This window comes from Aliivibrio sp. SR45-2 (genome assembly GCF_963890165.1).
In the GTDB taxonomy this organism is placed as follows: Bacteria; Pseudomonadota; Gammaproteobacteria; order Enterobacterales; family Vibrionaceae; genus Aliivibrio; species Aliivibrio salmonicida.
In genome coordinates this window covers 14,331-38,444 of the sequence record NZ_CAWPRC010000122.1, presented here as the reverse complement: position 1 = coordinate 38,444, position 24,114 = coordinate 14,331, and the positions used below count along the sequence as shown (strand labels likewise).

Annotated in this window: 19 protein-coding genes; 11 read left to right on the top strand and 8 right to left on the bottom strand. The window is 39.0% G+C overall.

Features of this window, described 5'->3' with window-relative positions; genetic code table 11:
* The first annotated feature begins 197 nt into the window (after positions 1-197).
* The gene (locus AACV33_RS06455) at positions 198-1,187 is read left to right on the top strand and encodes a 2-hydroxyacid dehydrogenase (protein ID WP_065610705.1); all 990 of its coding nucleotides are present in this window, start codon (positions 198-200) and stop codon (positions 1,185-1,187) included.
* 92 nt (positions 1,188-1,279) lie between these two features.
* Here the strand turns inward: AACV33_RS06455 and AACV33_RS06450 are convergent, their stop codons facing one another.
* From AACV33_RS06450 to topA, 4 genes are all read right to left on the bottom strand, one after another.
* Positions 1,280-1,753: a response regulator gene (locus AACV33_RS06450; protein WP_017020608.1), complete on the bottom strand. Its 474-nt coding sequence runs from the start codon at positions 1,751-1,753 to the stop codon at positions 1,280-1,282.
* Entirely contained in the window at positions 1,740-3,080 is a 1,341-nt protein-coding gene (locus AACV33_RS06445; RefSeq protein WP_017020609.1) for an ATP-binding protein, read from the bottom strand. Before AACV33_RS06445 ends, AACV33_RS06450 begins: the two co-directional genes overlap by 14 nt.
* 3 nt (positions 3,081-3,083) lie before the next feature.
* Positions 3,084-4,502 (bottom strand): SLC13 family permease, encoded by a 1,419-nt coding sequence (locus AACV33_RS06440; protein WP_182699972.1) that lies wholly within the window; start codon positions 4,500-4,502, stop codon positions 3,084-3,086.
* Between the two features lie 199 nt (positions 4,503-4,701).
* Complete coding sequence (topA, locus tag AACV33_RS06435; protein WP_182699971.1) at positions 4,702-7,341, bottom strand: type I DNA topoisomerase; 2,640 nt, start codon at positions 7,339-7,341, stop codon at positions 4,702-4,704.
* A 401-nt stretch (positions 7,342-7,742) separates the two neighbouring features.
* Between topA and AACV33_RS06430 the strand changes: the two genes are divergently transcribed.
* On the top strand, positions 7,743-7,988 hold the full coding sequence (locus AACV33_RS06430; protein WP_012549906.1) for a YciN family protein: 246 nt from the start codon (positions 7,743-7,745) through the stop codon (positions 7,986-7,988).
* A 72-nt stretch (positions 7,989-8,060) separates the two neighbouring features.
* Here AACV33_RS06430 and sohB read toward each other — a convergent pair whose 3' ends face one another.
* Complete coding sequence (sohB, locus tag AACV33_RS06425; protein ID WP_012549905.1) at positions 8,061-9,122, bottom strand: protease SohB; 1,062 nt, start codon at positions 9,120-9,122, stop codon at positions 8,061-8,063.
* A gap of 166 nt (positions 9,123-9,288) precedes the next feature.
* On the opposite strand from sohB, the gene AACV33_RS06420 reads away from it, so the two are divergent.
* The gene (locus tag AACV33_RS06420) at positions 9,289-10,029 is read left to right on the top strand and encodes a YciK family oxidoreductase (RefSeq protein WP_017020612.1); all 741 of its coding nucleotides are present in this window, start codon (positions 9,289-9,291) and stop codon (positions 10,027-10,029) included.
* 103 nt (positions 10,030-10,132) lie between these two features.
* On the opposite strand, the gene rluB is transcribed toward AACV33_RS06420, so the two are convergent.
* Complete coding sequence (gene rluB / locus AACV33_RS06415; protein ID WP_012549903.1) at positions 10,133-11,197, bottom strand: 23S rRNA pseudouridine(2605) synthase RluB; 1,065 nt, start codon at positions 11,195-11,197, stop codon at positions 10,133-10,135.
* A 333-nt stretch (positions 11,198-11,530) separates the two neighbouring features.
* On the opposite strand from rluB, the gene AACV33_RS06410 reads away from it, so the two are divergent.
* Together AACV33_RS06410 and AACV33_RS06405 are read left to right on the top strand one after the other, a co-directional pair.
* Positions 11,531-12,721, top strand: coding sequence for an acyl-homoserine-lactone synthase (locus AACV33_RS06410; RefSeq protein WP_017020613.1), 1,191 nt, complete (start codon positions 11,531-11,533; stop codon positions 12,719-12,721).
* A 332-nt stretch (positions 12,722-13,053) separates the two neighbouring features.
* Positions 13,054-15,201, top strand: a complete 2,148-nt coding sequence (locus tag AACV33_RS06405; RefSeq protein WP_304503135.1) for an ATP-binding response regulator — start codon at positions 13,054-13,056, stop codon at positions 15,199-15,201.
* 60 nt (positions 15,202-15,261) lie between these two features.
* Here the strand turns inward: AACV33_RS06405 and AACV33_RS06400 are convergent, their stop codons facing one another.
* Both AACV33_RS06400 and rnm read right to left on the bottom strand, forming a co-directional pair.
* Positions 15,262-15,882 carry an L-threonylcarbamoyladenylate synthase gene (locus tag AACV33_RS06400; protein ID WP_012549900.1) on the bottom strand — a complete coding sequence of 207 codons (621 nt, stop codon included), beginning with the start codon at positions 15,880-15,882 and terminating at the stop codon, positions 15,262-15,264.
* A 72-nt stretch (positions 15,883-15,954) separates the two neighbouring features.
* Entirely contained in the window at positions 15,955-16,800 is an 846-nt protein-coding gene (rnm, locus tag AACV33_RS06395) for an RNase RNM (RefSeq protein WP_017020616.1), read from the bottom strand.
* A gap of 416 nt (positions 16,801-17,216) precedes the next feature.
* On the opposite strand from rnm, the gene AACV33_RS06390 reads away from it, so the two are divergent.
* Genes AACV33_RS06390 through trpA form a run of 6 tightly spaced genes read left to right on the top strand, consistent with a single transcriptional unit; the run spans position 17,217 to position 23,851 of the window.
* The gene (locus tag AACV33_RS06390; RefSeq protein WP_182699984.1) at positions 17,217-18,800 is read left to right on the top strand and encodes an anthranilate synthase component 1; all 1,584 of its coding nucleotides are present in this window, start codon (positions 17,217-17,219) and stop codon (positions 18,798-18,800) included.
* Complete coding sequence (locus AACV33_RS06385; RefSeq protein ID WP_012549897.1) at positions 18,800-19,408, top strand: aminodeoxychorismate/anthranilate synthase component II; 609 nt, start codon at positions 18,800-18,802, stop codon at positions 19,406-19,408. Before AACV33_RS06390 ends, AACV33_RS06385 begins: the two co-directional genes overlap by 1 nt.
* Before the next feature lie 19 nt (positions 19,409-19,427).
* Complete coding sequence (gene trpD, locus AACV33_RS06380; protein ID WP_175365419.1) at positions 19,428-20,426, top strand: anthranilate phosphoribosyltransferase; 999 nt, start codon at positions 19,428-19,430, stop codon at positions 20,424-20,426.
* A gap of 5 nt (positions 20,427-20,431) precedes the next feature.
* Positions 20,432-21,844, top strand: a complete 1,413-nt coding sequence (gene trpCF, locus AACV33_RS06375; protein WP_065610714.1) for a bifunctional indole-3-glycerol-phosphate synthase TrpC/phosphoribosylanthranilate isomerase TrpF — start codon at positions 20,432-20,434, stop codon at positions 21,842-21,844.
* Positions 21,845-21,854: 10 nt separating this feature from the next.
* Positions 21,855-23,045, top strand: coding sequence for a tryptophan synthase subunit beta (trpB, locus tag AACV33_RS06370; RefSeq protein WP_065610716.1), 1,191 nt, complete (start codon positions 21,855-21,857; stop codon positions 23,043-23,045).
* The gene (gene trpA, locus AACV33_RS06365; protein ID WP_182699969.1) at positions 23,045-23,851 is read left to right on the top strand and encodes a tryptophan synthase subunit alpha; all 807 of its coding nucleotides are present in this window, start codon (positions 23,045-23,047) and stop codon (positions 23,849-23,851) included. The genes trpB and trpA overlap by 1 nt, the downstream gene beginning before the upstream one ends.
* Positions 23,852-24,114 lie beyond the last annotated feature (263 nt).

The following is a 24,114-nucleotide window of genomic DNA, read 5'->3' as shown; positions in this document are numbered from 1 at the left end:
ATTACTAGAACGCAATCGCTAAACTCCCTATTTATTCATGTATTTTCACCCGAAATAGCCTAGACCTGTTCATATATCAACCAATTATAGTTCTGAGATGCATTTTCACCTTATCTATTCTCTTATATTTATTCTAAATAGTGGTAAAGTGTAGGTAGACACTATGAATATAACCCATTTATTTGTAAGGATATTATATGAAAATCGCGATGTTTAGCACTAAGTCTTATGACGAATCTTCATTTAATAGTATCAATGAAAAGTATCAGTTCGAATGTCAGTATTTCAACTTTCAACTAAACGAAAGTACAGCGCCTATTGCCGATGGCGCTGACGTTATTTGTGCGTTTGTAAATGATGACTTATCGGCTCCCGTATTAAAAAAGCTGGCTTCTCAAGGCACTAAATTAATTGCCATGCGTTGTGCAGGTTTTGATCGGGTTGACCTAGATGCAGCAAAAGCCCTTGGTTTACAAGTGGTTCGTGTCCCTGCTTATTCTCCAGAAGCCATTGCAGAACATGCCGTTGGACTGATGATGTGTTTGAATCGTCGTTTCCATAAAGCGTATCAACGCACGCGTGATGCTAACTTCTCTCTAGAAGGCTTAACTGGATTTAACTTCTTTGGTAAAACGGCGGGCGTCATTGGCTCTGGTAAAATTGGTTTAGCGACAATGCGAATTTTGAAAGGTCTTGGCATGAACATTTTGTGCTATGACCCTTACCCAAGCCAAGTAGCGATTGATTTAGGTATTACGTACACATCATTAGACGATATTTTTGCTCAATCAGATGTGATTACTCTGCATTGTCCTTTGACTGCAGATAACACGCATCTTTTAGATACCGATTCTTTCGCTAAAATGAAAGATGGTGTCATGATCATTAATACCAGTCGAGGTGGGTTACTGAATTCAGCAAGCGCAATTGAAGCACTTAAAAGCGGTAAGATTGGCGCTCTTGGTTTAGATGTTTATGACCAAGAAAAAGAGCTGTTTTTCCAAGACAAATCGAATGACATTATTACGGATGACGTTTTCCGTCGTTTATCAGCATGCCATAACGTGTTGTTTACAGGACACCAAGCTTTCTTAACTGACGAAGCACTTGATAACATTGCATCAACGACATTGGGGAATATCAACGATTTCCATCACAATGAAAAATCAGGTAATGAATTGATTTAAAGAAATTACCTTCCTATTCTGAACGATAAATTGACTCGCTTGCAGGTAACGATAATGCAAGCGAGTTTTTTATATCTCACATTAAAATACGATTAACGTAAACGAGCAAGTACCACTTGTTGATCTAAATGCTCTTGATAATCGGTATATTCCAAGCCTTTATCAAAAATATACTCCGTAATTAAACGTCGAGATAACGCTAATAACTCACTCGCATTCCACGGTTTCTCAATGTAACTTTCAATACGTGCTCGGTTAATTGCCGTAATAGTATCTTGATGTGTCGCCTGCCCGGTTAACAACACTTTCTTTGTTCTTAAAAAACGATAGTCTTGAGAAATTTCAGTTAACAGCTCAACGCCACTTTTCCCCGGCATAACATGATCAGATAACACAAGAGCAATATGCCCGCCTTCGTTATCCAACTCTTCCATTAAATCCAACGCCTCAGATGCTGATTCACAATCTTCAATGTTAATCCATGACTTCAATGGCGCTAAATCTTGCAGAACCGCACTCAACACTTCACGTTGATCGTCTACGCAAATCAGATTAATTTTTTCCATGACCGTCCTCGACTGGCAATTTAATTCTAAAAATGGTTTTCTCTTGATTGCTTTTTACTGCAATAGATCCACCGTATCCACTGATAATTCGTTTTACGATGGAGAGCCCCAACCCCAATCCAAAAGAGAGTCCGCCTTTTTTGGTTGTAAAGTTAGGCTGAAAAATTTTCCGTCTTGTCGCTTCATCTATTTCAGGACCATTATTCGCAATAGTCACCAGCACAAAACGGTTTGAAACACGGGTTGATATTTCAATAACAGGTTCGTCAATATCAACCATCGCATCACTGGCATTTTTAATTACATTAGCCCAAATTTGAACAAGCTCGGTAGCTGATGCTCTAATCATAGGTAATGCGGCGGGACTAAGATGTACTGACACTCGACGTAAATCACTTTGTAATAGCACGAGCGCTTTATTAATGCTGTCATTTACATCCAGTAGTTCATCGGTATCGATGTCTGTTCTACCAAGTTGTTTAACTGAACGAACAATACCAACAGAGTGTCTTGCCGCTAATCTCATGTCATGCAAATCACGGCCAATATTCCAATAACGAATGGCTTGCTCTGGGCTATTTAACCAATAATGAGATAACTCACCACTAGGCACCGCTCTTGCTAATTCACGTGCGGTGTCTCTATCAAAACCATAGTGACTTTCTAACTCTCGCCCTCTGATACGTACTTCAGAGGAGCTGATATTTTGTCCGTGTAATAAACCCTGATCAACAAACTGACTGGCTTCTGGGTGTATCTCTTCTAACAGCTCTAAAATAATATTTTGTAGCCGATCTGTTTTACTGCTTAATACACCAACCGCATTATTTAATTCATGCGCAATGCCTGCTGCCAATTGACCTAACGTTGTCATTTGCTCTGCGGTGTATAACTTTTGTAATGCGTTTTCTTTTTCAATCGCTTCTTTTGTCGCCCTTCGCTGCCTGCGAGATAGCTCATTAACGATAACAGGAGTAAATTGTGCACTTAATGGACCATAGCGATCAAAATCAATAGCAACGGTATTGGTATCTATCCAACTTAACTCGCTGTCGGTTTTACTTATCACGGTTGAAGATGCAATGAACGTTTCAGAAAATAAACTGTGTACGCCAATAAACGCCCCCTCTGATGCACTGAACACCTTAACGGAATGCGTCGCCTCTTCTTCCAGATAAAACCCCTCAAGCTCACCTGAACAAACATAATAGAGACGCTCATTATTCTCCCCCTGAACCAGTATCGTCTCCCCTGCTGGAATCATGATTCTACGTTCAGGTTGATTAAAATAAACATCAATAATACGCTGTAATTTCGCTTGATTCATAAGTTAACCAATGTGTCCGACTGTATGTAAAACCCACACCATAACAAAACTCAATAACACACCAACAACACCCAATATAACGCCCGTTTTTGCCATTTGGCTGCTTTCGACATTACCTGTTGCGTGCGCTAATGCATTCGGTGGCGTACTAATTGGTAACGACATACCTAACGACGCAGCAAACGTCACAATTAAGATTAAAGTAAGCTCCCCACCCAATGGCGTTAATGACGTCATAGACGTGCCTAGCGCCGCCATAATCGGCATTAATAAATTTGCTGTCGCAGTATGAGACATAAAGTTAGCCATAATTAAACACAGGAAGGCGGCACCAAATAAAACAACATAAGGTGAGTACGCATCAAATGGAATACTATGAACCACTAACTTCGCTAAACCGGTCTTATCCAAAGCCAAACCAAGTGCAATACCCCCTGATACTAACCATAGAACATCCCATGAAATTTTCTTAAGATCTTCTTTATTAATGATCCCTGTTATTGAGAATATAGCCACAGGTATTAAAGCAACCGTATAAGAGTTCATGCCATGACTTGATCCCATTAACCATAATAAGATCGTTCCAGCAAACGTAATGTAAACCATAATCGCTTTCGGTGTTTTTAAGAACTTACCTTTAATGTCTAAATTCATTACCGTCTGCTTTGCAGGGTATAAGTAGGTAATTAAAAACCATGCTAATGCCATCATGACGATAACAAATGGCACACCAAAGACCATCCACTCACCAAAGGTAATTAAATTATCTCCAACTAAGTATTTCAACGCTATCGCATTAGGTGGTGTTCCGATAGGAGTACCAATACCACCAATATTCGCCGCAATTGGAATACACAATGCAAAAGCAATACGACCTGGATCTTTAGGTCCAAATACGGCAATTACAGGCGTTAAGATAGATAACATCATTGCGGTAGTTGCGGTGTTAGACATGAACATTGAGAAAATGCCCGTAATCAACATCAAACCAAGCATGACAAATTTTGGATCTTTTCCAAATGGCTTCAACAATACTCTGGCTAAGTTAACATCTAAACGGTATTTCGTAGCGGCCATTGCCAGAAAGAATCCACCTAAAAACAACATGATAATTGGGCTAGCAAACGTGGCCATGATGTCGGTGTAATTAAGAAGCTCGCCAAATTGCGGCGCATCTTGATTAAATTTAAATATGAAAAGGCCTTTATCCGATACCATTAGCAGTTCTAAAACAATGATAACAACGGAAGTGGCGTAAATAGGGATTGGTTCAAATACCCAACATAATGCAGCGAGTAAGAAAATAGCGATCACCCGTTGCTGAATAACTGTCATGCCTTCAAAAGGAAAAGCAGACAATGGCATCAAAAGGATGATAAGAGGGATAATTGTTGGGATTAAATACTTCATGTATTGACGCATAACGCTACCGACTTCCATAGAACAATAAATGGTGATGGCTATTATTATCTACTTGAGCGCGCGTTCGGTATGACGTGTTAGATCAATCATTATTTCGAAATAAGAATAAATATGAAATTTTGTGACAGTGGTATCATAAAAAAAGAGCCGCATATCTGCAGCTCTCATTTATCTATTTCTGATTATAATGTCTTAATTATTAAGACTCTTTCTCAGCTTTTGGCTTTTTACGCTTATCGGTAACAGCCCATTTCCCATCAAGATACAACCCCGTCCAACCTGATGGCTTACCATCAGTTTCAGTACGAACGTAATTTTCTTTAGTCTTACGGCTAAAACGAATTACGGCTGGTTTACCGTCTGGATCGTGCGTTGGCGCTTCCGTTAAGTATAAGAACTTAGGTGATAGGCGATCTTTAAAGCGAACTAACTCTTCCACTAATGGCGCACGTGTTTCACGCGATTTAGGGAAGGTACTTGCCGCTAAGAATAACCCAGACGCACCATCACGCAATACAAAGTACGCGTCAGATTTTTCACATTCCAATTCAGGAAGGTGTACTGGATCTTCTTTTGGTGGCGCAACATCGCCATTTCTTAGGATCTTACGTGTGTTTTTACACGTCTCACTCGTACAATCCATGTATTTACCAAAGCGACCGTTCTTAAGTTCCATATCAGAACCACATTTGTCACATTCAACAATGGGTCCATCATAGCCTTTAAGTTGGAATTCACCTTTCTCAACAATATAACCATCACAGTTCGGGTTATTACCACAAACGTGCAGTTTACGATCTTGATCGATTAGGTAAGGGTCCATTGCTGTTTCACACTTAGGACAACGTTTTTTGGCACGTAATGCGGCCGTTTCTACGTCTTCTTCAAGAACATTTATAATGCCCTCTTCATTACCTAAGTTAATCGTTTTCTTACAGCGCTCTTTTGGCGGTAATGCGTAACCTGAACAACCAAGGAATACCCCAGTTGATGCAGTACGAATACCCATATTACGGTCACACGTCGGACATTTAATATCAGTTTCTACGATATTATTTGGTGACATGCCGCCTTCTGATTCATCAAGCTCAGCTTTTGCTATATCGTCAGTGAAGTCTTGGAAGAACGCATTTAGCACTTCTTTCCAATCTTTGCTGCCTTCAGCAATCTTATCCAAATTGCCTTCCATGCGAGCAGTAAAATCGTAATCCATTAAATCATCAAACGATTGATTTAGACGGTCAGTAACAATTTCGCCCATTTTTTCTGCATAGAAACGACGGCTTTCAACACGAACGTAGCCACGGTCTTGAATCGTTGAGATAATAGATGCATAAGTCGATGGACGACCAATGCCTTTTTTCTCAAGTTCTTTAACCAATGCTGCTTCTGTGAAACGTGCTGGTGGCTTAGTAAAATGTTGTTTTGGATCAAGCTGTTCTAGTTTTAGCTTATCGCCAAGTTGAACGGCAGGAAGCAATTGATCTTCATTTTTACCCATTGGACGTTGCACACGAGTCCAACCATCAAACTTAAGGATACGACCTTTCGCTTTTAAGGTGAATTCATCGGCTTTTACGCTCAATGTGGTTGAATCATATTGGGCTGGCGTCATTTGACATGACACAAATTGATTCCAAATTAAATTGTAAAGTTTATGAGCGTCCGCTTCCATACCTTGCAGGTCGTCAACTTTCACATCCACACTAGAAGGACGAATCGCTTCGTGAGCTTCTTGTGCGCCTTCTTTGCTTCCATAAATAATTGGAGCAGCCGGTAAATAGCTCTCGCCATACTCAGAACCAATAAACTCACGTAACGTCTCTACAGCTTCTTTACTCAAGTTAGTTGAGTCAGTACGCATATAAGTGATGTAACCGCCCTCATAGAGGCGCTGAGCTAGCATCATGGTCTTTTTAACACCGTAACCTAAGCGTGTACTTGCTGCTTGTTGCAGTGTTGACGTGATATAAGGTGCCGATGGCTTACTTTTCGTTGGGCGGTCTTCACGTTTACAAACTTCGTATTCCGCTTTTTCAAGAATACTTACCGCTGATTCTGTATCCGCTTGATTCAGTGGTTTAAATACCGAACCATTACGCTGTGCTACTTGCAAACGGAAGTTTTCTTTACCCGCTGTCAATGTATCCGCATGGATATCCCAGAACTCTTCCGGAATGAATGCGTTAATTTCACGCTCACGCTCAACCAAAACTTTCACGGCAACCGATTGAACACGACCAGCAGACAAACCACGAGCCACTTTTTTCCACAATAGCGGAGAAGCCATGAAGCCTACAACACGATCTAAGAAACGACGTGCTTGCTGTGCGTTAACCCCTGGCATACTTAATTCGCCTGGAGTTTCAAACGCTTGTTGAATCGCATTTTTTGTAATTTCGTTAAAAACGACTCGTTTATAGCGTGAATCATCACCACCGATGATCTCGCGAAGGTGCCACGCAATAGCTTCCCCTTCACGGTCTAAATCGGTTGCGAGATAGATAGTGTCTGCATTTTCAGCCAGTTTTTGTAATTCTGCTACGACTTTTTCTTTGCCAGGAAGAATTTGGTAATTCGCCGCCCAATCATTATATGGGTCGATTCCCATTTTATTGATCAGGTTCTTCTTGTCTCTTTCTTTTTTAATGCGTGCTTTATCTTCAACACTCATACCTTTGGTTGACGCTGCCGCCGTTTTCTTTCCGGTGCTTGTCGAACCCATAGGCAAATCACGAACGTGACCTACACTGGATTTTACGATGAAGTCTTTGCCAAGGTATTTGTTAATAGTTTTAGCTTTGGCTGGTGACTCCACGATAACTAGAGATTTACCCATAATGTCTCACTAACGCCCTCGTGCTGAAATACAAAACTGTCGAAAATAATATTATCCACAGCTATAAATTGAGATTTTATCTATATATTACTATTGAGGGTGTATGCCATCACGTCAACCACTTTTTTTACAATTGATGTTAACCGCTCGCACTTTGGACAGTTGTTAAAAGAATGTAATGGCCGATTACTTTGCTCAATATATACAATCATAACGCTGCGCATCTATTAGCATTTACTGACAATTAGCTCAAAAATATTGGTCCAATACCTTGCTGTTGCTCACAATAAAGTTAGATTTGCTCGCTCTTTTTAATTTTATCTACGATGATGTACATCAATTGTGATTTCGGTAAATTCAGCTTAAAATCCCTCTTTTATATCATTAACGATGAGTGACTTATGAGCGTGAAAAAATCCATTTCTGAGGCTGATTTACTGTTAATCGCCAATCAAATCATTCAAGATCACGAAAATTACCTCGAAGGTATGCGTGCAACTGGCGTTGAAGAAAAAGAAGAAGTACTCGTATTTAAAGGCGAGTATTTTTTATCAGACCAAGGCTTACCAACAGAAAAAACCACCGCTGTTTTTAATATGTTTAAATATTTAGCTCACCAATTATCAAAAGAATTTACCATTAAATAATGTCGATAAATTTGGCAATAAAAAAGGCTGAATGATTCAGCCTTTTTTCGTTAATTACTACCGCTTAAAAATTTAAACAATCGGTCGTTGACCAATATTGATCATACGCATGAAGACATTTTCTGCTGACTGCCCTGCGATGCCCGCAATTTTTGCACCCAACTTTTTCTTCTGCACATAATGAATCGCTAATACTTCACGATCTTTACATGCTTGAGTTACATAATCATCAGAGGTTTGTATCGCATCAATGAGACCTAACTCTAGCGCTTGCTTTCCAAACCAATGCTCACCAGTCGCCACTTTTTCAAGATCAAGATCGGCACGATGTTCATGAATGAAGTCTTTAAATAACACGTGTGTTTCTTCCAATTCCAATTGAAACTTCTCACGTGCTTTATCGCTATTTTCACCAAACATGGTTAACGTACGTTTGTATTCACCTGCGGTCAGTTGTTCGAATTCAATATCATTTCTTTTCAACAACTTACTAAAGTTAGGCAATTGCGCCACAACCCCAATAGAACCCACAATCGCGAACGGTGCAGCAATGATTTTCTCACCGATACACGCCATCATATAACCGCCTGAAGCGGCAACTTTATCCACTGAAATAGTCAGCGTAATATTCGCATCACGTAGACGATCTAATTGTGATGAAGCAAGGCCATAACCATGAACCATCCCCCCACCACTTTCAAGACGAAGAAGCACTTCATCCCCTTCTACGGCAATCGCTAAAATTGCTGACACTTCTTCACGAAGGCCCGCAACTTCTTTTGCATCGATGCTGCCTTTAAAATCTAAAACAAATAAACGAGCATCACGCTTAAGCTCTAATGTTCCCGCTTTAGCGGCTTGTTTTATTTCTTTCTGTTTTGCTTTCTCGGCTTCTTTATCCGCTTTTTTTTCTGCTTTATCACGCGCTTTTAATTCTGCGTCATCAAACAAATGATATTCTAAATCGGCCACTGTCTCTTTATATTGCTCAGTCAGATTAGTGACTTCTAGTTCACCTTTTGCGCCAGTCGATTTTCCACTAACGGCTTTAGCTGCCACCAAAATGGCAATAATAGAAACAACCACTGTTGCTATCTTTGCTAAAAAGAGACCGTAATCAAACAAAAATTCCAATGTAATACCCTCTTAACTATGTTTCGTGTATTGTACCTAACTTAACCCTAAGTTAATTCATCTTATTGATAATAAATCGCACTAAACGCGCATTTTATATCAATTTATTGCGATGCTTACGTAATAAAGATCATCAAGATGAACGTTCAGATACAAGGATGACAAAGTGAACTATCACGTTTCAGCTAATGCACTAAAAAATAAAACAATTCTCGTTACTGGTGCTGGAGATGGTATTGGTAAACAAGCTGCATTAAGTTACGCAAAACACGGCGCTACGGTTATTTTATTAGGCAGAACTGTCGCTAAATTAGAAGCCGTTTATGATGAAATTGAAACCGCTGGCTACCCTACCCCCGCCATTATTCCTCTGGATCTAAAAGGCGCAACAAAACAGCACTATATTGATATGGCAGAGACCATTCAAAGTCAATTTGGCAAACTTGATGGACTGCTTCATAACGCTGGTCTATTAGGTATTCTTAGTCCTTTCGAACAATTTGAAGAATCTATTTTTGATGAAGTAATGCAGATTAATGTAAAAGCGCAATTCTTAATGACTCAAGCTTTACTGCCTGTCTTACAAAAATCCGACGACTCTCGCATTATTTTTACGACGTCAACGGTCGGACATCAAGGACGTGCTTTTTGGGGGGCTTACGCTATCTCTAAATTTGCGACTGAAGGAATGATGCAGACACTAGCGCATGAAATGGAAGGCACTCACGTAAAAGTGAACGCTATAAATCCAGGTGGTACTCACACCCGTATGCGTGCTCAGGCTTTTCCTGCTGAAGACATTAGCTTACTTAAAACACCAGAGGACTTAATGCCTTTGTACGTTTACTTAATGGCTCCTGAGAGTATCACGGTTAATGGTCAGTGCATTGATGCACAACCAAAATAATCAGTTGGTGTGATGTACTAACAATAATAGATTACACCAGACAGTAAAAAGGGTTGAAACCATGTGGCTTCAACCCTTTTTTAATTCATCGAGAAAGCGTTAATTAACGCTGTCTTGGTGCTGACTTTGGTGCTTTACCATTTGGTGAAAACTTAGTTCTGATCGGTTTTGCACCATTAGCTGAAGGTTTGCCCTTTGGCTTGCCTTTACCGGCAGGTTTTGCACTTTCAATGCTTGTAGGTTTCTTCGCTGTTGGCAATGAACCACCGACTGGCTTTTTGTTATTACGGCCACGACGACCACCAGCGGTATTACGATCTTCCGTTGTACGCTCATCATGACGCTTAACTGCACGGCGGATCTTTTGAGATTTAGATTTAGCACGCTTACGTGATTCTTTATCTACATCTAATAAACTTTCTTTTTCGTGTGGTAATTCAACCATATCACGCAAGTAGTTTACTTCTTTAAGCTCAAGTTCCATCCAACCGCCACGTGGTAATGCTTTCTCTAGGAAAATATCACCGTAACGTACACGTTTTAGACGACTTACTGTTACGCCTTGTGAATCCCATAAACGACGAACTTCACGGTTACGACCTTCATTAATCACAACATAGAAAGTGTGGTTCATGCCTTCGCCACCAGCGTACATTACATCTTCAAAACGAGCTTCACCATCTTCTAGTTTTACACCAGTAACTAGGTTTTTAACCATTTTGTCGTTAATGTCACCGAATATACGACACATATATTCACGTTCAACTTTGCGGCTTGGGTGCATTAGACGGTTTGCAAGTTCACCATCTGTTGTAAACAACAATAAACCCGCAGTGTTGGCATCCAGACGACCAACAGATACCCAACGAGAATCTTTAATTTTTGGTAAACGGTCAAAAACAGTACGACGACCTTCTGGATCATGACGTGTACATAATTCGCCTTCAGGCTTGTGGTAAGCAAGCACTCGACAGATCACATCAGTAGATTCTTTTACTGATACTACATGGCCATCGATGCGGATTCTTGCATCAACGTTTTCTAGGCGATCGCCTAATTTTGCTTTCTGACCATCAATACTAACTCGACCAGCTTGAATCATCGTTTCTAACTCACGACGAGAACCAAGACCAGCTCGTGCTAATACTTTCTGTAATTTTTCGCTCATTTTTTACCTTATGTCGCCTTCACAGGCGTCAATTATTTTCTTGTTAATCAAGGGCCTAAGTGAAAATCACTCTATCCCTCAATCACTATAAAATTCTATGGAAGCCGATTATACAATAAGGAGACACTAATCGGTAAGTATTTAAGAAAAAATAAATATTAATTTCTATTTAAAAGCGAGCAACGACCACGTAAACCCTTTGACTTATTTCGCTATACTGAAATCACTGAGATTCTCTTATTTCTCAGTGTTTTTAATAACTTATCTATCATTAAGGATTTACTATGAATAACTTAAAACACTTATTATCAACTTTCGATTCTCTAACTGAAAGTGAAAGAATCGAAAAAAAACCTGCAACATGAGTTTATAAAAGAACTTCATGAATATTGCCACCGAACTCAAAATTACAATCTGCTACAACATTTAATTTCAACAAGAGAAGCAACTATTTTATCTCGCCTTCATCATACTGATATTGGCAACTTGGGTCATAATTTCAATACACTACAAGCAACAGAAATTATAGGAAAACAACCTTGTGCCTCTCTTCCTGAGAGTTATTTTATTATCGAACAATTAGCAATGAAGATTTTTGGTTGCCTACTTATCTGCAGAACTGAATATGAAATATTCAAAATAATTCATCATTCAACTCACTCTTTACACAAAAAATCAGTGTCCACGAATCAATCAAGTCATAAAAATACAATAAATGAGAATTACCATTACGAGTTGGTTTCTGATATTGCGCTAGAACAGCGTTATTTCCAAACTGAATACAGTGACGCCCCACTTCTTCTTTCGGATGCCATTGTTCTCATTAACATTGTAACGTTCATTAAAGAACACAAGTGGTACGAAATGCTCAATCACTTAGCACTTTCATCGCAAGGAGAACATTTTATTTTGTACCAATATGAGGATCATACACATGCTCCAATGCTTATCTCTTCAGCATTGATCGAGTCTTACAAAAAAAAAGACGACTGGTTATTTTTTGATGACTTTTTCCAAAGTAATAAATGGGTAAGTGAAAACTCGTTCAATACAATATCGAGCTACTTTCCAAAACTTGACTCCCTATTAACGTCAACTCAAAAGCACTTATCTTTAGTCTCCGTTTCTGAACTAGAGAATGCTATGTTTCATTCAATAGAAGACAAAACAAGTATTTGTGGTGTAATTCGTTTCACTATTAGTGGTCAAACATCAAAAATTAACTATCATATGTACTTAGCACAAAAAGGGTTAGCTAATGCACTATACGATACAGGACGTGATATGATTTTCTCCATCATAGAGCAACCTGCAATGGTACTTTTTTATCAGGCAATGAATTCTGTCAACAATTCTAAGCCCCCTTTTTTATTTACAAGTTCTCAAGATATTAATCATACAGGCTTAGTCACTTATAAAGGCATTTGCTTAACAAATAATGCAAGTCATGCTTTTGATCAATGTAATTTCAAATCCTACAATGTTAATATCATTAGAAAAAGAAAGGAATTAAACAAAAGATGAGTGTTTTATAAATGCTAATTGGCTTCCCAAAAGATAAATTACTGCTATTTATCGCTGTATTCATTTTATTATGGGTAGCCTTTTTCATCCGTTCTTTATTCAAAGAGCGGATGAAAGTTGATCCTAAAATTTACTATCCATATATAGGGTATTCTATATTCATCGTTTTTTGGGTTCTAATAAATTACTATTTCCAATCAAATCTTTTACTTCATTTTAGTGAACGAGTTGCCACGACGATGGCTATTCTTGCTAACTTAGCCTCTTATTTTGCCTTTGCATTTGCATTTTTGTTCTCATGTCGTCTCTCATCAACAAGAAAGAACAAAAAGATGGCAACGTGGCAAATCGTTTTATTTTATGCTGAAACTATCTTTGCAATCACGATAAATACAATTCCAAACCAAACAGTTACAGGAGTGACCATCGTAGAGAAAGGCATTTTCACTATTCACTTTGGCCCTTTTGCTTCTTTCTTTTTTATCAATGCATTTCTTTTCATTGGATTAATTTTTTATAATTTTTTCAAACTAAGAAAAAGTACAATTCGATTAAATAAAGAAAAATCCATTTATTTACTCTTCGGAATTGTTATTTTTATGATTTCAACCATCATATCTCAAATTATCATTCCAATTATTTGGCAAGACTTTTCATATGCTTGGCTTCCTCCTGCGCTTTCAATTACTGAAGCTATATTAATAGGTTACACCTTGTTATATCATCGTTTATATAGCCTTCGTTACCTTGCATTTTGGATATTATCTTATTCCTTAAATGCACTTATTTATTTACTGCCTTTATTTTACCTTTATAAAGGCACATCAGAATCAAATTTATTATACATGAGTATTTTCTTGATCGTATTCACAGGTTTATTCTGGGAAAAATCACTCAAAAAAACCAAGAAAATATCTAGTTTACTTATATATAAAGACAGAAAAACACCAGTAGAAAAGATTTATGCCATTGCTGAAGAATTCAAATTTTCAAGTAATAATGCAATGGTAAAACTGGCTGAATTATTAAATACACCAAAAGAAGATCTTTTATTAGTTGGGAAAAATGCTAATTACAATATTTTTATCCCTCATTTAAACCAAATACATTCAGCGCTAGTAAAAGATGAGCTCGATTATCAAATTCATTACGCTCCAGAAAAAGACAACTCTAGTCTGCATCAAGTACAAGAGAAAATGAATGAAAGCAAGACCGCTTTAATTTTGCCTATTTTTGGAGAAAATAAACACATCTCACATTTATTAATTTCGTCAAATAAACGAGATGGTTCTACCTTTTCAAATGAAGAAATATCAGCCATTCAATGGGTCTTAACTAAAGTTCAAGGCTACATAGAAAGTGAACGAAAAGTACTTCAATCACAAGCACTTGCAAACTCTATTGCTCATGAAATGCGTAATCCACTATCCCAGTTACAATACCATTTTGAACGCATTAAACATCACTCAAGCATAGATAAAGAAAATAAAGAGTTGATTAATAATGAGCTGAGACAAGGAAGTTTAGCTATTCAAAGAGGCGCTCAGTTAATTGATATCATTTTAAGTGAAGCAAAAAACACGGCTATTAATGATGAATTATTTACCCATTACTCTGCGGCATTATTAACCGAACGTATTGTCGATGAATACGCTTTTGATTCTGATGACATGAAAAAAAGAATTAATATCGATCTTTCTCAAGACTTTATTTTCAACTTAAATGACACTCTATATAGTTTTATATTATTTAACTTATTAAGAAACGCAGTTCATTACTTTAGTGAATGTAATAGCACTATATCCATCCGTTTAGTAAAAGGGTTCGCTTCAAATAAAGTGATATTTAGAGATACTGGCCCTGGTATAGATTCTCATATTCTACCTAATATTTTTGATGATTTTTTCACTCATAACAAAGAAGGCGGCAGTGGTTTAGGCCTCTCTTATTGCTTACGAGTAATGCATGCCTTTGAAGGAAACATTGCCTGTTATTCTAAGAAAGGGGAATTTACTGAATTTGTACTTAGCTTTCCTTATATTGAAGGCGATCTCACTTCTTTAATTAATCAGCAAGAGCATCATGAGTCTGCATTGCCTTTAATTGATGTATACGATTCAGGGGATACGATAAAAACGATTCTTATTGTCGATGATAAAAAAGTGCAACGAATGTTAATCCAAACATTTATAGCACAAGATAATATGAATATCCTGCAAGCCGAAAATGGAGAAAAAGCCATTTCTATTGCGATGAATCACCCATTGGATATTATTTTTATGGATTCTAGAATGCCAGTAATGAATGGTATTGATGCTGCAAAAAGAATAAAACTCTCCTACCCAAATTTACCAATCATTGCGTTAACGGGTGAATCCGGACACGATGAAATTCAGCGTATCTCTCAAGTTATGGACGGTTATCTGACAAAACCAATATCAAAACTACAACTCATACAAACGCTGCACAAGTGGGTGTAATGCACATAAAAAAATAGCCAACCTCAGTTGACTATTTACTTCACGATATATCAGCCGTCTTTATTCAAACGGGCTAGGATCGCCAGCGCCAACACGCGCAATCTTGATATCATCATCGCTAAAATCAATCACTGTCGTTGGTTGCTCACCTAAATAGCCACCATTCATGATCAAATCAACCGCATGTTCCAATTGATCACGGATGGCCTCTGGGTCAGCTTCTGCCATTTCATTTCCAGGAAGGATTAACGTGGTAGACATTAATGGCTCACCAAGAGCTTCAAGTAAGTCTAAAGCAATTTTATTGTCAGGCACACGCATACCAATCGTCTTACGTTTTGGATTCATAAGGCGACGTGGCACCTCTTTTGTCCCTTTAAAGATAAAGGTATATGCACCTGGTGTATTATTTTTCAATAGACGAAACATAGTGTTATCTACACGAGCATAAATAGACAACTCAGAAAGATCGCGACATACCAGCGTAAAGTTATGCTTATCATCCAATCGTCGGATCTGACAAATTCGCTCTAACGCTTGTTTATTTTCAATCTGACAACCCAGTGCATAGCCTGAGTCTGTAGGGTAGATAATCACACCACCATCACGAATAATAGCAACAGCTTGGCTAATTAAACGTGCTTGTGGATTATCAGGGTGTACATAAAAAAATTGACTCATAAGTCCTCCTGCTCCGCAGGTAATAGTATAAACAGTGGTTTTATTTTAGTTTTTTATTCTAAATTCACTTTTCTATTCAAATGTAGGTAAAGCCCAATCTTGCCATACAGGAACAACCCCTGCTGGTAACCATAAATTTCGGCCTAATTCGGTCCACGGGGATGGATAATGGAAATCCGAACCTTGTGACACTAATAAGTCAAAATGAATCGCGTAATCAGCAAGTACTCGGCGCTCTTGAACCCCTTGCTGTGGTAAAGCGACTTCCATCGCGTCCCCTTTTGCTTCAACAAAAGCAGCAAGTAAACGCTTAATCCATTTTGCAGTTAAATTATAGCGGCCTGGGTGGGCTAATATTGCCGTCCCTCCTGCGTTATGTATTACCTCAACCGCTTCTTCAATAGAGCACCACTCTGGTGGAACATATCCAATATTGTTTCGAGTTAAGAATTTTTTAAAAACCGCTTGCATGGTTTTTGCGTAACCTTGATCAACCAACCATTTACCAAAATGAGCACGAGTTAAAGTCCCACCGTTAGCAAGTGCTTTTGCCCCTTCCAGAGCACCGGGATAACCCGCTCTTTCTAGACGCTCAGCCATTTTCTCTGCACGCGCAATTCTGCGAGCTTCTTGTTGCTCAATTAACGCTAACAATTCAGGATGATTAATATCTAAATTCAACCCCACGACGTGAATATCTTTATTGCTCCACAGCGTAGAGATCTCAATGCCATCAATTAAATGCAATGGAAGATCTTTCTCTTTTATCGCTTTATGGGCCTCAGCTAAACCAGCAACCGTATCGTGATCGGTAATAGCAAAAACTTTAACATCAAAATTCACCGCTCTTTCTACTAATTCTGTCGGTGATAAGCGTCCATCTGACGCAGTTGTGTGACTATGTAGGTCTATTTTCATAATTATTCTTGACTTTTATTCCTCGCACTAGTTTACTAGTACGCAGTTAAACACTTTCTTATGTTTATTTATAATGATTTCTAATATAGGTACTTTATGCCACAGCACACCAAACAACAAGTGTTCTTAAATACATTAATGACAAATGGTCAACGTTGGTGGCACTACTTAGGGTAGTGTTTTTGTGCTTGGTTTTATAAATACAACATAAAAAACAACTACCCGCCCTTTCAGCGGGTTTTTTTATGCCTAAAGCACAATGTAAAAGAGAAAATACAACATCGATGAAATAGTAAACATTCAGTAATTTAGCCCTCATAAGTTTTAACAAAAGAGTGGCAACAACAGTGAAATATGCGACTATGCCAATACAAAAGAAATTAACAGAAGATCAACGAATTAGCAGAGAGGCTATGATGCAATCATCACACTCAAAAGATGGTCAGTTAGAATTACTTTGCCTTGAGGTACCCTACGTTTCCGACCCAACGGAATTGTATTCGACACTGTGTGCAAACCAAGCCATGAGCTTATTACTTGAGTCTGCTGAAGTTGATTCAAAACAAAACCTAAAAAGCTTAATGTTGATTGATGCAGCAGTCCGTATTCATTGTTTCGATAAAATCGTTACTCTTGAAGCATTAACGAAAAACGGAGAAGCATTATTAAAAACATTAAGTCTTTCTCTTCCTTCTTCGTTAGTTGATTTAATTTCCAGCTCGGTACTGAAGCTTCATTTTCCAGAGATTAATCAAGATTTAGATGAAGACAGTCGCCTAAGAGAGCTTTCTTCTTTTGATGCATTACGCTTTATCCAAAACCAATTCGATTTGACCGAATTACCGTCAAATGCACTCTTTTTGGGTGGTTTATTTGCTTATGACTTAGTGGCAAATTTTGAACAACTAGGCAGTGCAGAAACAACCAACAAATGTCCTGATTACTTATTTTATATTGCAGAATCTTTACTCGTCATAGACCATCAGACAAAAACATCGACAGTACAAGGCTCTATATTTACAAAAGAGTCCACGATCAAACAAAACATATCGACTCGTTTAGAAGCTATTAATGTTTTTTGTTCAGAACCTCACACCTTGCCTGCTGCTCCAATATTAGATCGCTGTGAAGCTCTTCCAAGTGTCTCTGATGAAGATTTTTGTCAAACGGTTCTAGATTTAAAAGAATACGTTATTAGAGGAGACGTATTTCAGGTAGTTCCATCTCGTCGCTTTACGCTTCCTTGCCCTGCGCCGCTTTCTGCTTACCGAGAATTAAAAATCGGTAACCCAAGTCCTTACATGTTCTACCTGCAAGATCGTGATTTTACTTTATTTGGGGCTTCCCCTGAGTCTGCGTTAAAATATTGTAAAGACAGCAATCAAGTCGAAATTTACCCAATAGCAGGGACTCGCCAGCGTGGGAAAAATAACGATGGTTCAATTAATTATGACTTAGATAGCCGTATTGAATTGGAACTACGTTGTGATACCAAAGAAAACGCAGAGCACATGATGTTGGTGGATCTTGCTCGAAATGACGTAGCTCGAATTTCAGCCCCCGGTACAAGATACGTTGCTGATTTATTAAAAGTCGATCGCTACAGCCACGTAATGCATTTAGTTTCTCGTGTTGTTGGACAGCTACGAGGGGATCTTGATGCCCTTCATGCTTATCAAGCGTGTATGAACATGGGAACCTTAACAGGCGCACCTAAAATTCGAGCAATGCAATTAATCCGTGATGTAGAAAAAACACGTCGAGGAACTTATGGTGGTGCCGTTGGTTACTTAACGGGTGATGGCCACATGGATACTTGTATCGTTATTCGCTCTGCTTATGTTGAAGATGGCATAGCTCAAGTTCAAGCCGGTGCAGGGGTCGTTTATGATTCTCATCCACAAGCTGAAGCAGATGAAACACGAGGTAAAGCTCAAGCCGTTATCTCTGCAATTCAAAAGGCGCACCTTGCATCACAGAAAGCAAAGGAGAAAAACTAATGACTCATATCGTATTACTGGATAATTTTGACTCCTTTACTTACAACCTTGTCGATCAGTTTCGCTCACTTGGTTACCCTGTAACTATATATCGAAACAGTTTATCTGCGATAGCATTTGAAGACGCGGTCACTAAATTAGAAAACCCTGTTGTTGTATTATCTCCGGGGCCTGGTGCCCCATCAGAAGCAGGTTGCATGCCTGACGTTATTCAGCGCTTAAAAGGCAAAGTTCCGATGATAGGGATTTGTCTTGGTCATCAAGCCATCGTTGAAGCGTACGACGGCATTGTCGCTGGTGCGGGTGAAATTGTTCATGGTAAATCAGCTATGATGACACATAACCAACACGCCATTTTTGATGGATTACCAAATCCACTTTCTATTGCTCGTTACCACTCTCTTGTTGCCACTAAAGTGACCAAGCAATTAACAGTAACGGCAACGGTTGACGATTTAGTTATGGCGGTCATTCAAGAAGAAGATAAAGTGTGTGGGTTTCAGTTTCATCCCGAATCCATTCTCACTACGCAAGGCGAACAACTTTTAATTAATACCTTGAATTGGGCACTCGATATCACTCAATCCCATTCAGAAAATAAAGAATAAGGATATTCTCATGACTCAAATTGAAGCCATTTTTAATAAGCTATACAGCCAAGTTTCTCTTTCAGAAACTGAGAGCCAAATCCTATTTGATGCCATCATCAAAGGTGAACTTGATCCAATCCTATTAACCGCAGCGCTAACGTGTTTAAAAATTAAAGGCGAAACGCCAAATGAAATCGCTGGGGCCGCAAAGGCATTACTTGAAAACGCGAATCCATTTCCTCGTCCTGACTATGACTTTGCGGACATTGTAGGTACTGGCGGTGATGGCTCAAACACAATCAATATTTCTACTACGGCCGCATTTGTTGCTGCCGCGTGTGGATTGAAAATTGCAAAACACGGTAATCGTGGCGTTTCAAGTAAGTCAGGATCGTCTGATTTACTGGATTCGTTCGGCATCAATTTAGCAATGTCAGCAGAAGACACTCGTAAAGCCGTTGATGACTTAGGTGTTGCCTTCTTATTTGCACCGCACTATCACGGTGGTGTTCGACACGCGATGCCAATTCGCCAAACCATGAAAACCCGTACCATCTTTAATATTCTAGGTCCATTGATCAACCCTGCTCGTCCTAACATCGAATTAATGGGTGTGTACGATGAATCCCTTGTTCGCCCTATTGCTGAAACCATGGTTAACATGGGCATGAAACGCGCTGCAGTTGTCTTTGGTTCTGGTCTTGATGAAGTAGCTATTCACGGTCCAACAACCGTAGCAGAAATTATTAATGGCGAAATAAAAGAATACACACTAACCCCAGAAGATTTTGGCTTAGAAACTCATCCCCTAGATGCGATTAAAGGGGGAGAACCAGAAGAAAATAAAGCCATTATTACTGACATTTTGACAGGTAAAGGCACTGATGCACAATTAGGTGCGATAGCCGTAAATGTATCGTTATTAATGCGCTTATTTGGCCATGAAGATTTAAAAGCCAATGCACAGAAAGCCATTGATGCAATGAACTCTGGCAAAGCATTTACATTAGTTCAGCAATTAGCGGCACGAGGATAGAGAAGATGACACAGCAACTGTCTGAGCATATCTCAGTAGAAAACACACAAATGGCAGAAGTACTTGTGAAGATCGTCAAGGACAAGGTCATTTGGGTTAGCGAACGCAAAGAAACTCAACCTCTTGATTCGTTCAAAAATGGCTTAACGGCATCTGATCGCAGCTTTTACAAAGCATTAAAAACAGGCAACACTGAATTCATTCTTGAATGTAAAAAAGCCTCGCCATCTAAAGGGTTGATCCGTCAAGATTTTGATCTCAATTACATCGCATCAGTGTATAACAATCATGCCAGTGCAATCTCAGTACTCACCGATGAGAAGTATTTCCAAGGCAGTTTTGATTTCTTGCCAATCATTCGTGACCAAGTCAATCAACCAATTCTATGCAAAGACTTCATGATTGACACTTATCAAGTTTATTTAGCTCGTCACTACGGCGCAGATGCAATTCTATTAATGCTTTCTGTTCTTGATGATGAACAATACTGTGAATTGGCGGCCGTCGCCCACTCTTTAAGTATGGGTATTTTAACCGAAGTCAGTAATGAAGAAGAGTTACATCGTGCAGTGGCATTAGAAGCTCAGGTTATTGGTATTAATAACCGTAATCTTCGTGATTTATCTACCGACTTAAACCGTACCAAAGAATTAGCACCTCTTCTCCCTAAAGGCACAACCATCATTTCTGAATCGGGGATTTACAACCATCAGCAAGTGAAAGACTTAGCAAAGCACGCGACAGGATTTTTGATTGGCAGTTCATTAATGTCGGAAGAAAACCTAGAACTTGCTGCACGAAAAGTTATTTTAGGGGAGAACAAAGTCTGTGGCCTAACGTCAATAGAAGATGCGAAAGCTATCTATAACGCAGGTGCGGTATATGGTGGATTAATCTTTGTTGAGAAATCACCTCGGTTTGTTTCTCTTGAAACAGCAAAAGCCATCACCCAAGCCACCACATTAAACTATGTGGGTGTATTTCAAAATGAAACGCTTAAAAACATCGTAAAAACAGCAAATGACTTATCTTTGTCCGTCATTCAACTTCATGGAAATGAGAGCGAAGATTACATTACTGAACTAAAACAACAATTACCAACAACATGCCAAGTGTGGAATGTTATTTCTGTGTCAGATGATGCCCAAAGCATTTCACTTCCGCAAAGTGTTGCTGATAAAGTACTGGTAGATTGTAAGGTTGGTTCTCAAACAGGAGGAACTGGTGTTAGCTTTGATTGGAATAAACTACCACACAATAACATCATTCTTGCCGGTGGATTAAGCCTTGAAAATACGAAAACAGCCTCACAATTAGGGTGCTTTGGACTCGATTTCAACTCTGGAGTAGAAACGACTCCAGGGAAAAAAGATCATAAAAAATTAAGCGCCGTATTTAGCGCATTACGAAATTATTAAGGAAAATATCATGGCGAAATTAGATGCCTACTTCGGCGAATATGGTGGTCAATACGTACCACAAATTTTAGTTCCTGCACTTGACCAACTTGAACAAGCCTTTATTGATGCTCAAGCAGACGAAGACTTCCGTGCAGAGTTCATGACACTGTTGCAAGAATATGCAGGTCGCCCTACCGCCCTTACGCTTTGTCGAAATCTGACAAAAGGCACAAAAACCAAGCTATACCTAAAACGTGAAGACTTACTTCACGGTGGCGCGCACAAAACCAACCAGGTATTAGGTCAAGCTCTACTTGCACTGCGTATGGGTAAAAAAGAAATCATCGCAGAAACAGGTGCAGGTCAACACGGTGTAGCAACGGCTCTTGCCTGCGCATTGCTTGGCTTAAAATGCCGCGTTTACATGGGTGCTAAAGACATAGAACGTCAAAGCCCTAACGTATTTAGAATGAAGTTAATGGGTGCAGAAGTGATCCCCGTTCATTCAGGTTCAGCAACACTAAAAGATGCCTGTAATGAAGCATTGCGTGATTGGTCTGCAACGTATGAAACTGCCCACTACCTATTGGGCACAGCTGCGGGTCCTCACCCATTCCCAACCATCGTTCGCGAATTCCAACGCATGATTGGCGAAGAAACTAAAATGCAAATCCTTGCTCGTGAAGGTCGCCTTCCTGATGCCGTAATTGCTTGTGTCGGTGGCGGCTCAAATGCAATAGGCATGTTTGCGGATTTCATCAAAGAAGAGAATGTAAGACTAATTGGTGTCGAACCGGCAGGTAAAGGCATTGATACCGACCAACACGGAGCACCATTAAAACATGGAAAAACCGGTATTTTCTTTGGTATGAAAGCGCCATTAATGCAAGATGAGCACGGTCAAATTGAAGAATCTTATTCTGTTTCTGCGGGTCTTGATTTTCCATCAGTTGGTCCACAACACGCTCACTTGAATTCGATTGGCCGTGCTGAATACGGCTCAGTAACCGATGATGAAGCACTCGAAGCATTCCAAACATTAGCAAAAGGCGAAGGTATTATTCCAGCACTGGAGTCTTCTCATGCGCTTGCTTATGCATTACAAATGGCACATTCAGAACCAGAAAAAGAACAACTATTAGTGGTAAACCTATCTGGTCGTGGTGATAAAGACATTTTCACCGTTCATGACATCCTAAAAGAAAAGGGAGAAATCTAATGGATCGTTATCAAGCCCTATTTGCTAAATTAGCAGAAAAAAACCAAGGTGCATTTATTCCTTTTGTAACCATTGGCGATCCAAATCCAGAACTTTCTTATGAAATCATGGATACTTTAGTAAAAGCAGGTGCCGATGCACTTGAACTTGGTATCCCATTCTCTGATCCTCTGGCTGATGGACCAACAATTCAAGGTGCAAATATTCGTGCATTAAACAGTAAAACAACGCCTATCGTATGTTTTGATTTAATCGCAAAAATCCGGGCTAAATATCCTGAAACCCCAATTGGCCTATTAGTTTACGCCAATCTTGTCTTCGCAAATGGCATTGATACTTTCTATACTAAATGTCAGAAAGCTGGTGTAGATTCCGTATTGATTGCTGATGTTCCAACCAATGAATCAGAAGAGTTTAGAACAAGTGCAATTAAGCATAATGTTCACCCTATCTTCATTGCGCCTCCGTCAGCCTCAGATGAAACATTAGAAACCGTTGCTAAGCTTGGTGGGGGTTATACTTACCTTCTTTCTCGTGCAGGCGTTACTGGTGCTGAAACTAAAGCGGGCATGCCTGTTGCTCAATTATTAGCACGTTTAAACCAATTTGATGCACCTCCTGCGATTCTTGGTTTTGGTATATCGGAACCTGCTCAAGTAGAAGAAGCGATTAAAGCCGGTGCAGCAGGCGCAATTTCAGGATCTGCAACTGTTAAAATCATTGAACAACATCAAGAGAACCCAGCGGCGTTACTTAATGCACTTACGGCATTTACTTCTGCCATGAAAGCAGCAACACAAAAATAACCAAAACACCTTATTCATTATTTAAAGGAGCTCATTTTGAGCTCCTTTTTTTTAATTCAATAATCCCAATTAAAAATAACTACGTTAATTATCAAAATGAAAAAGAAAAGAAAAACAATCAAAAAAACGGATTTAAGCATAAAAAATCAACAATAAAGACACAATAACCTCCATAAGTTTGATTATATTCGATAAAAATGTTGCTAGTTGTAAATATTGCGTGTAAAACGGCAACCAATATATTTAACTAATGAATAGATACA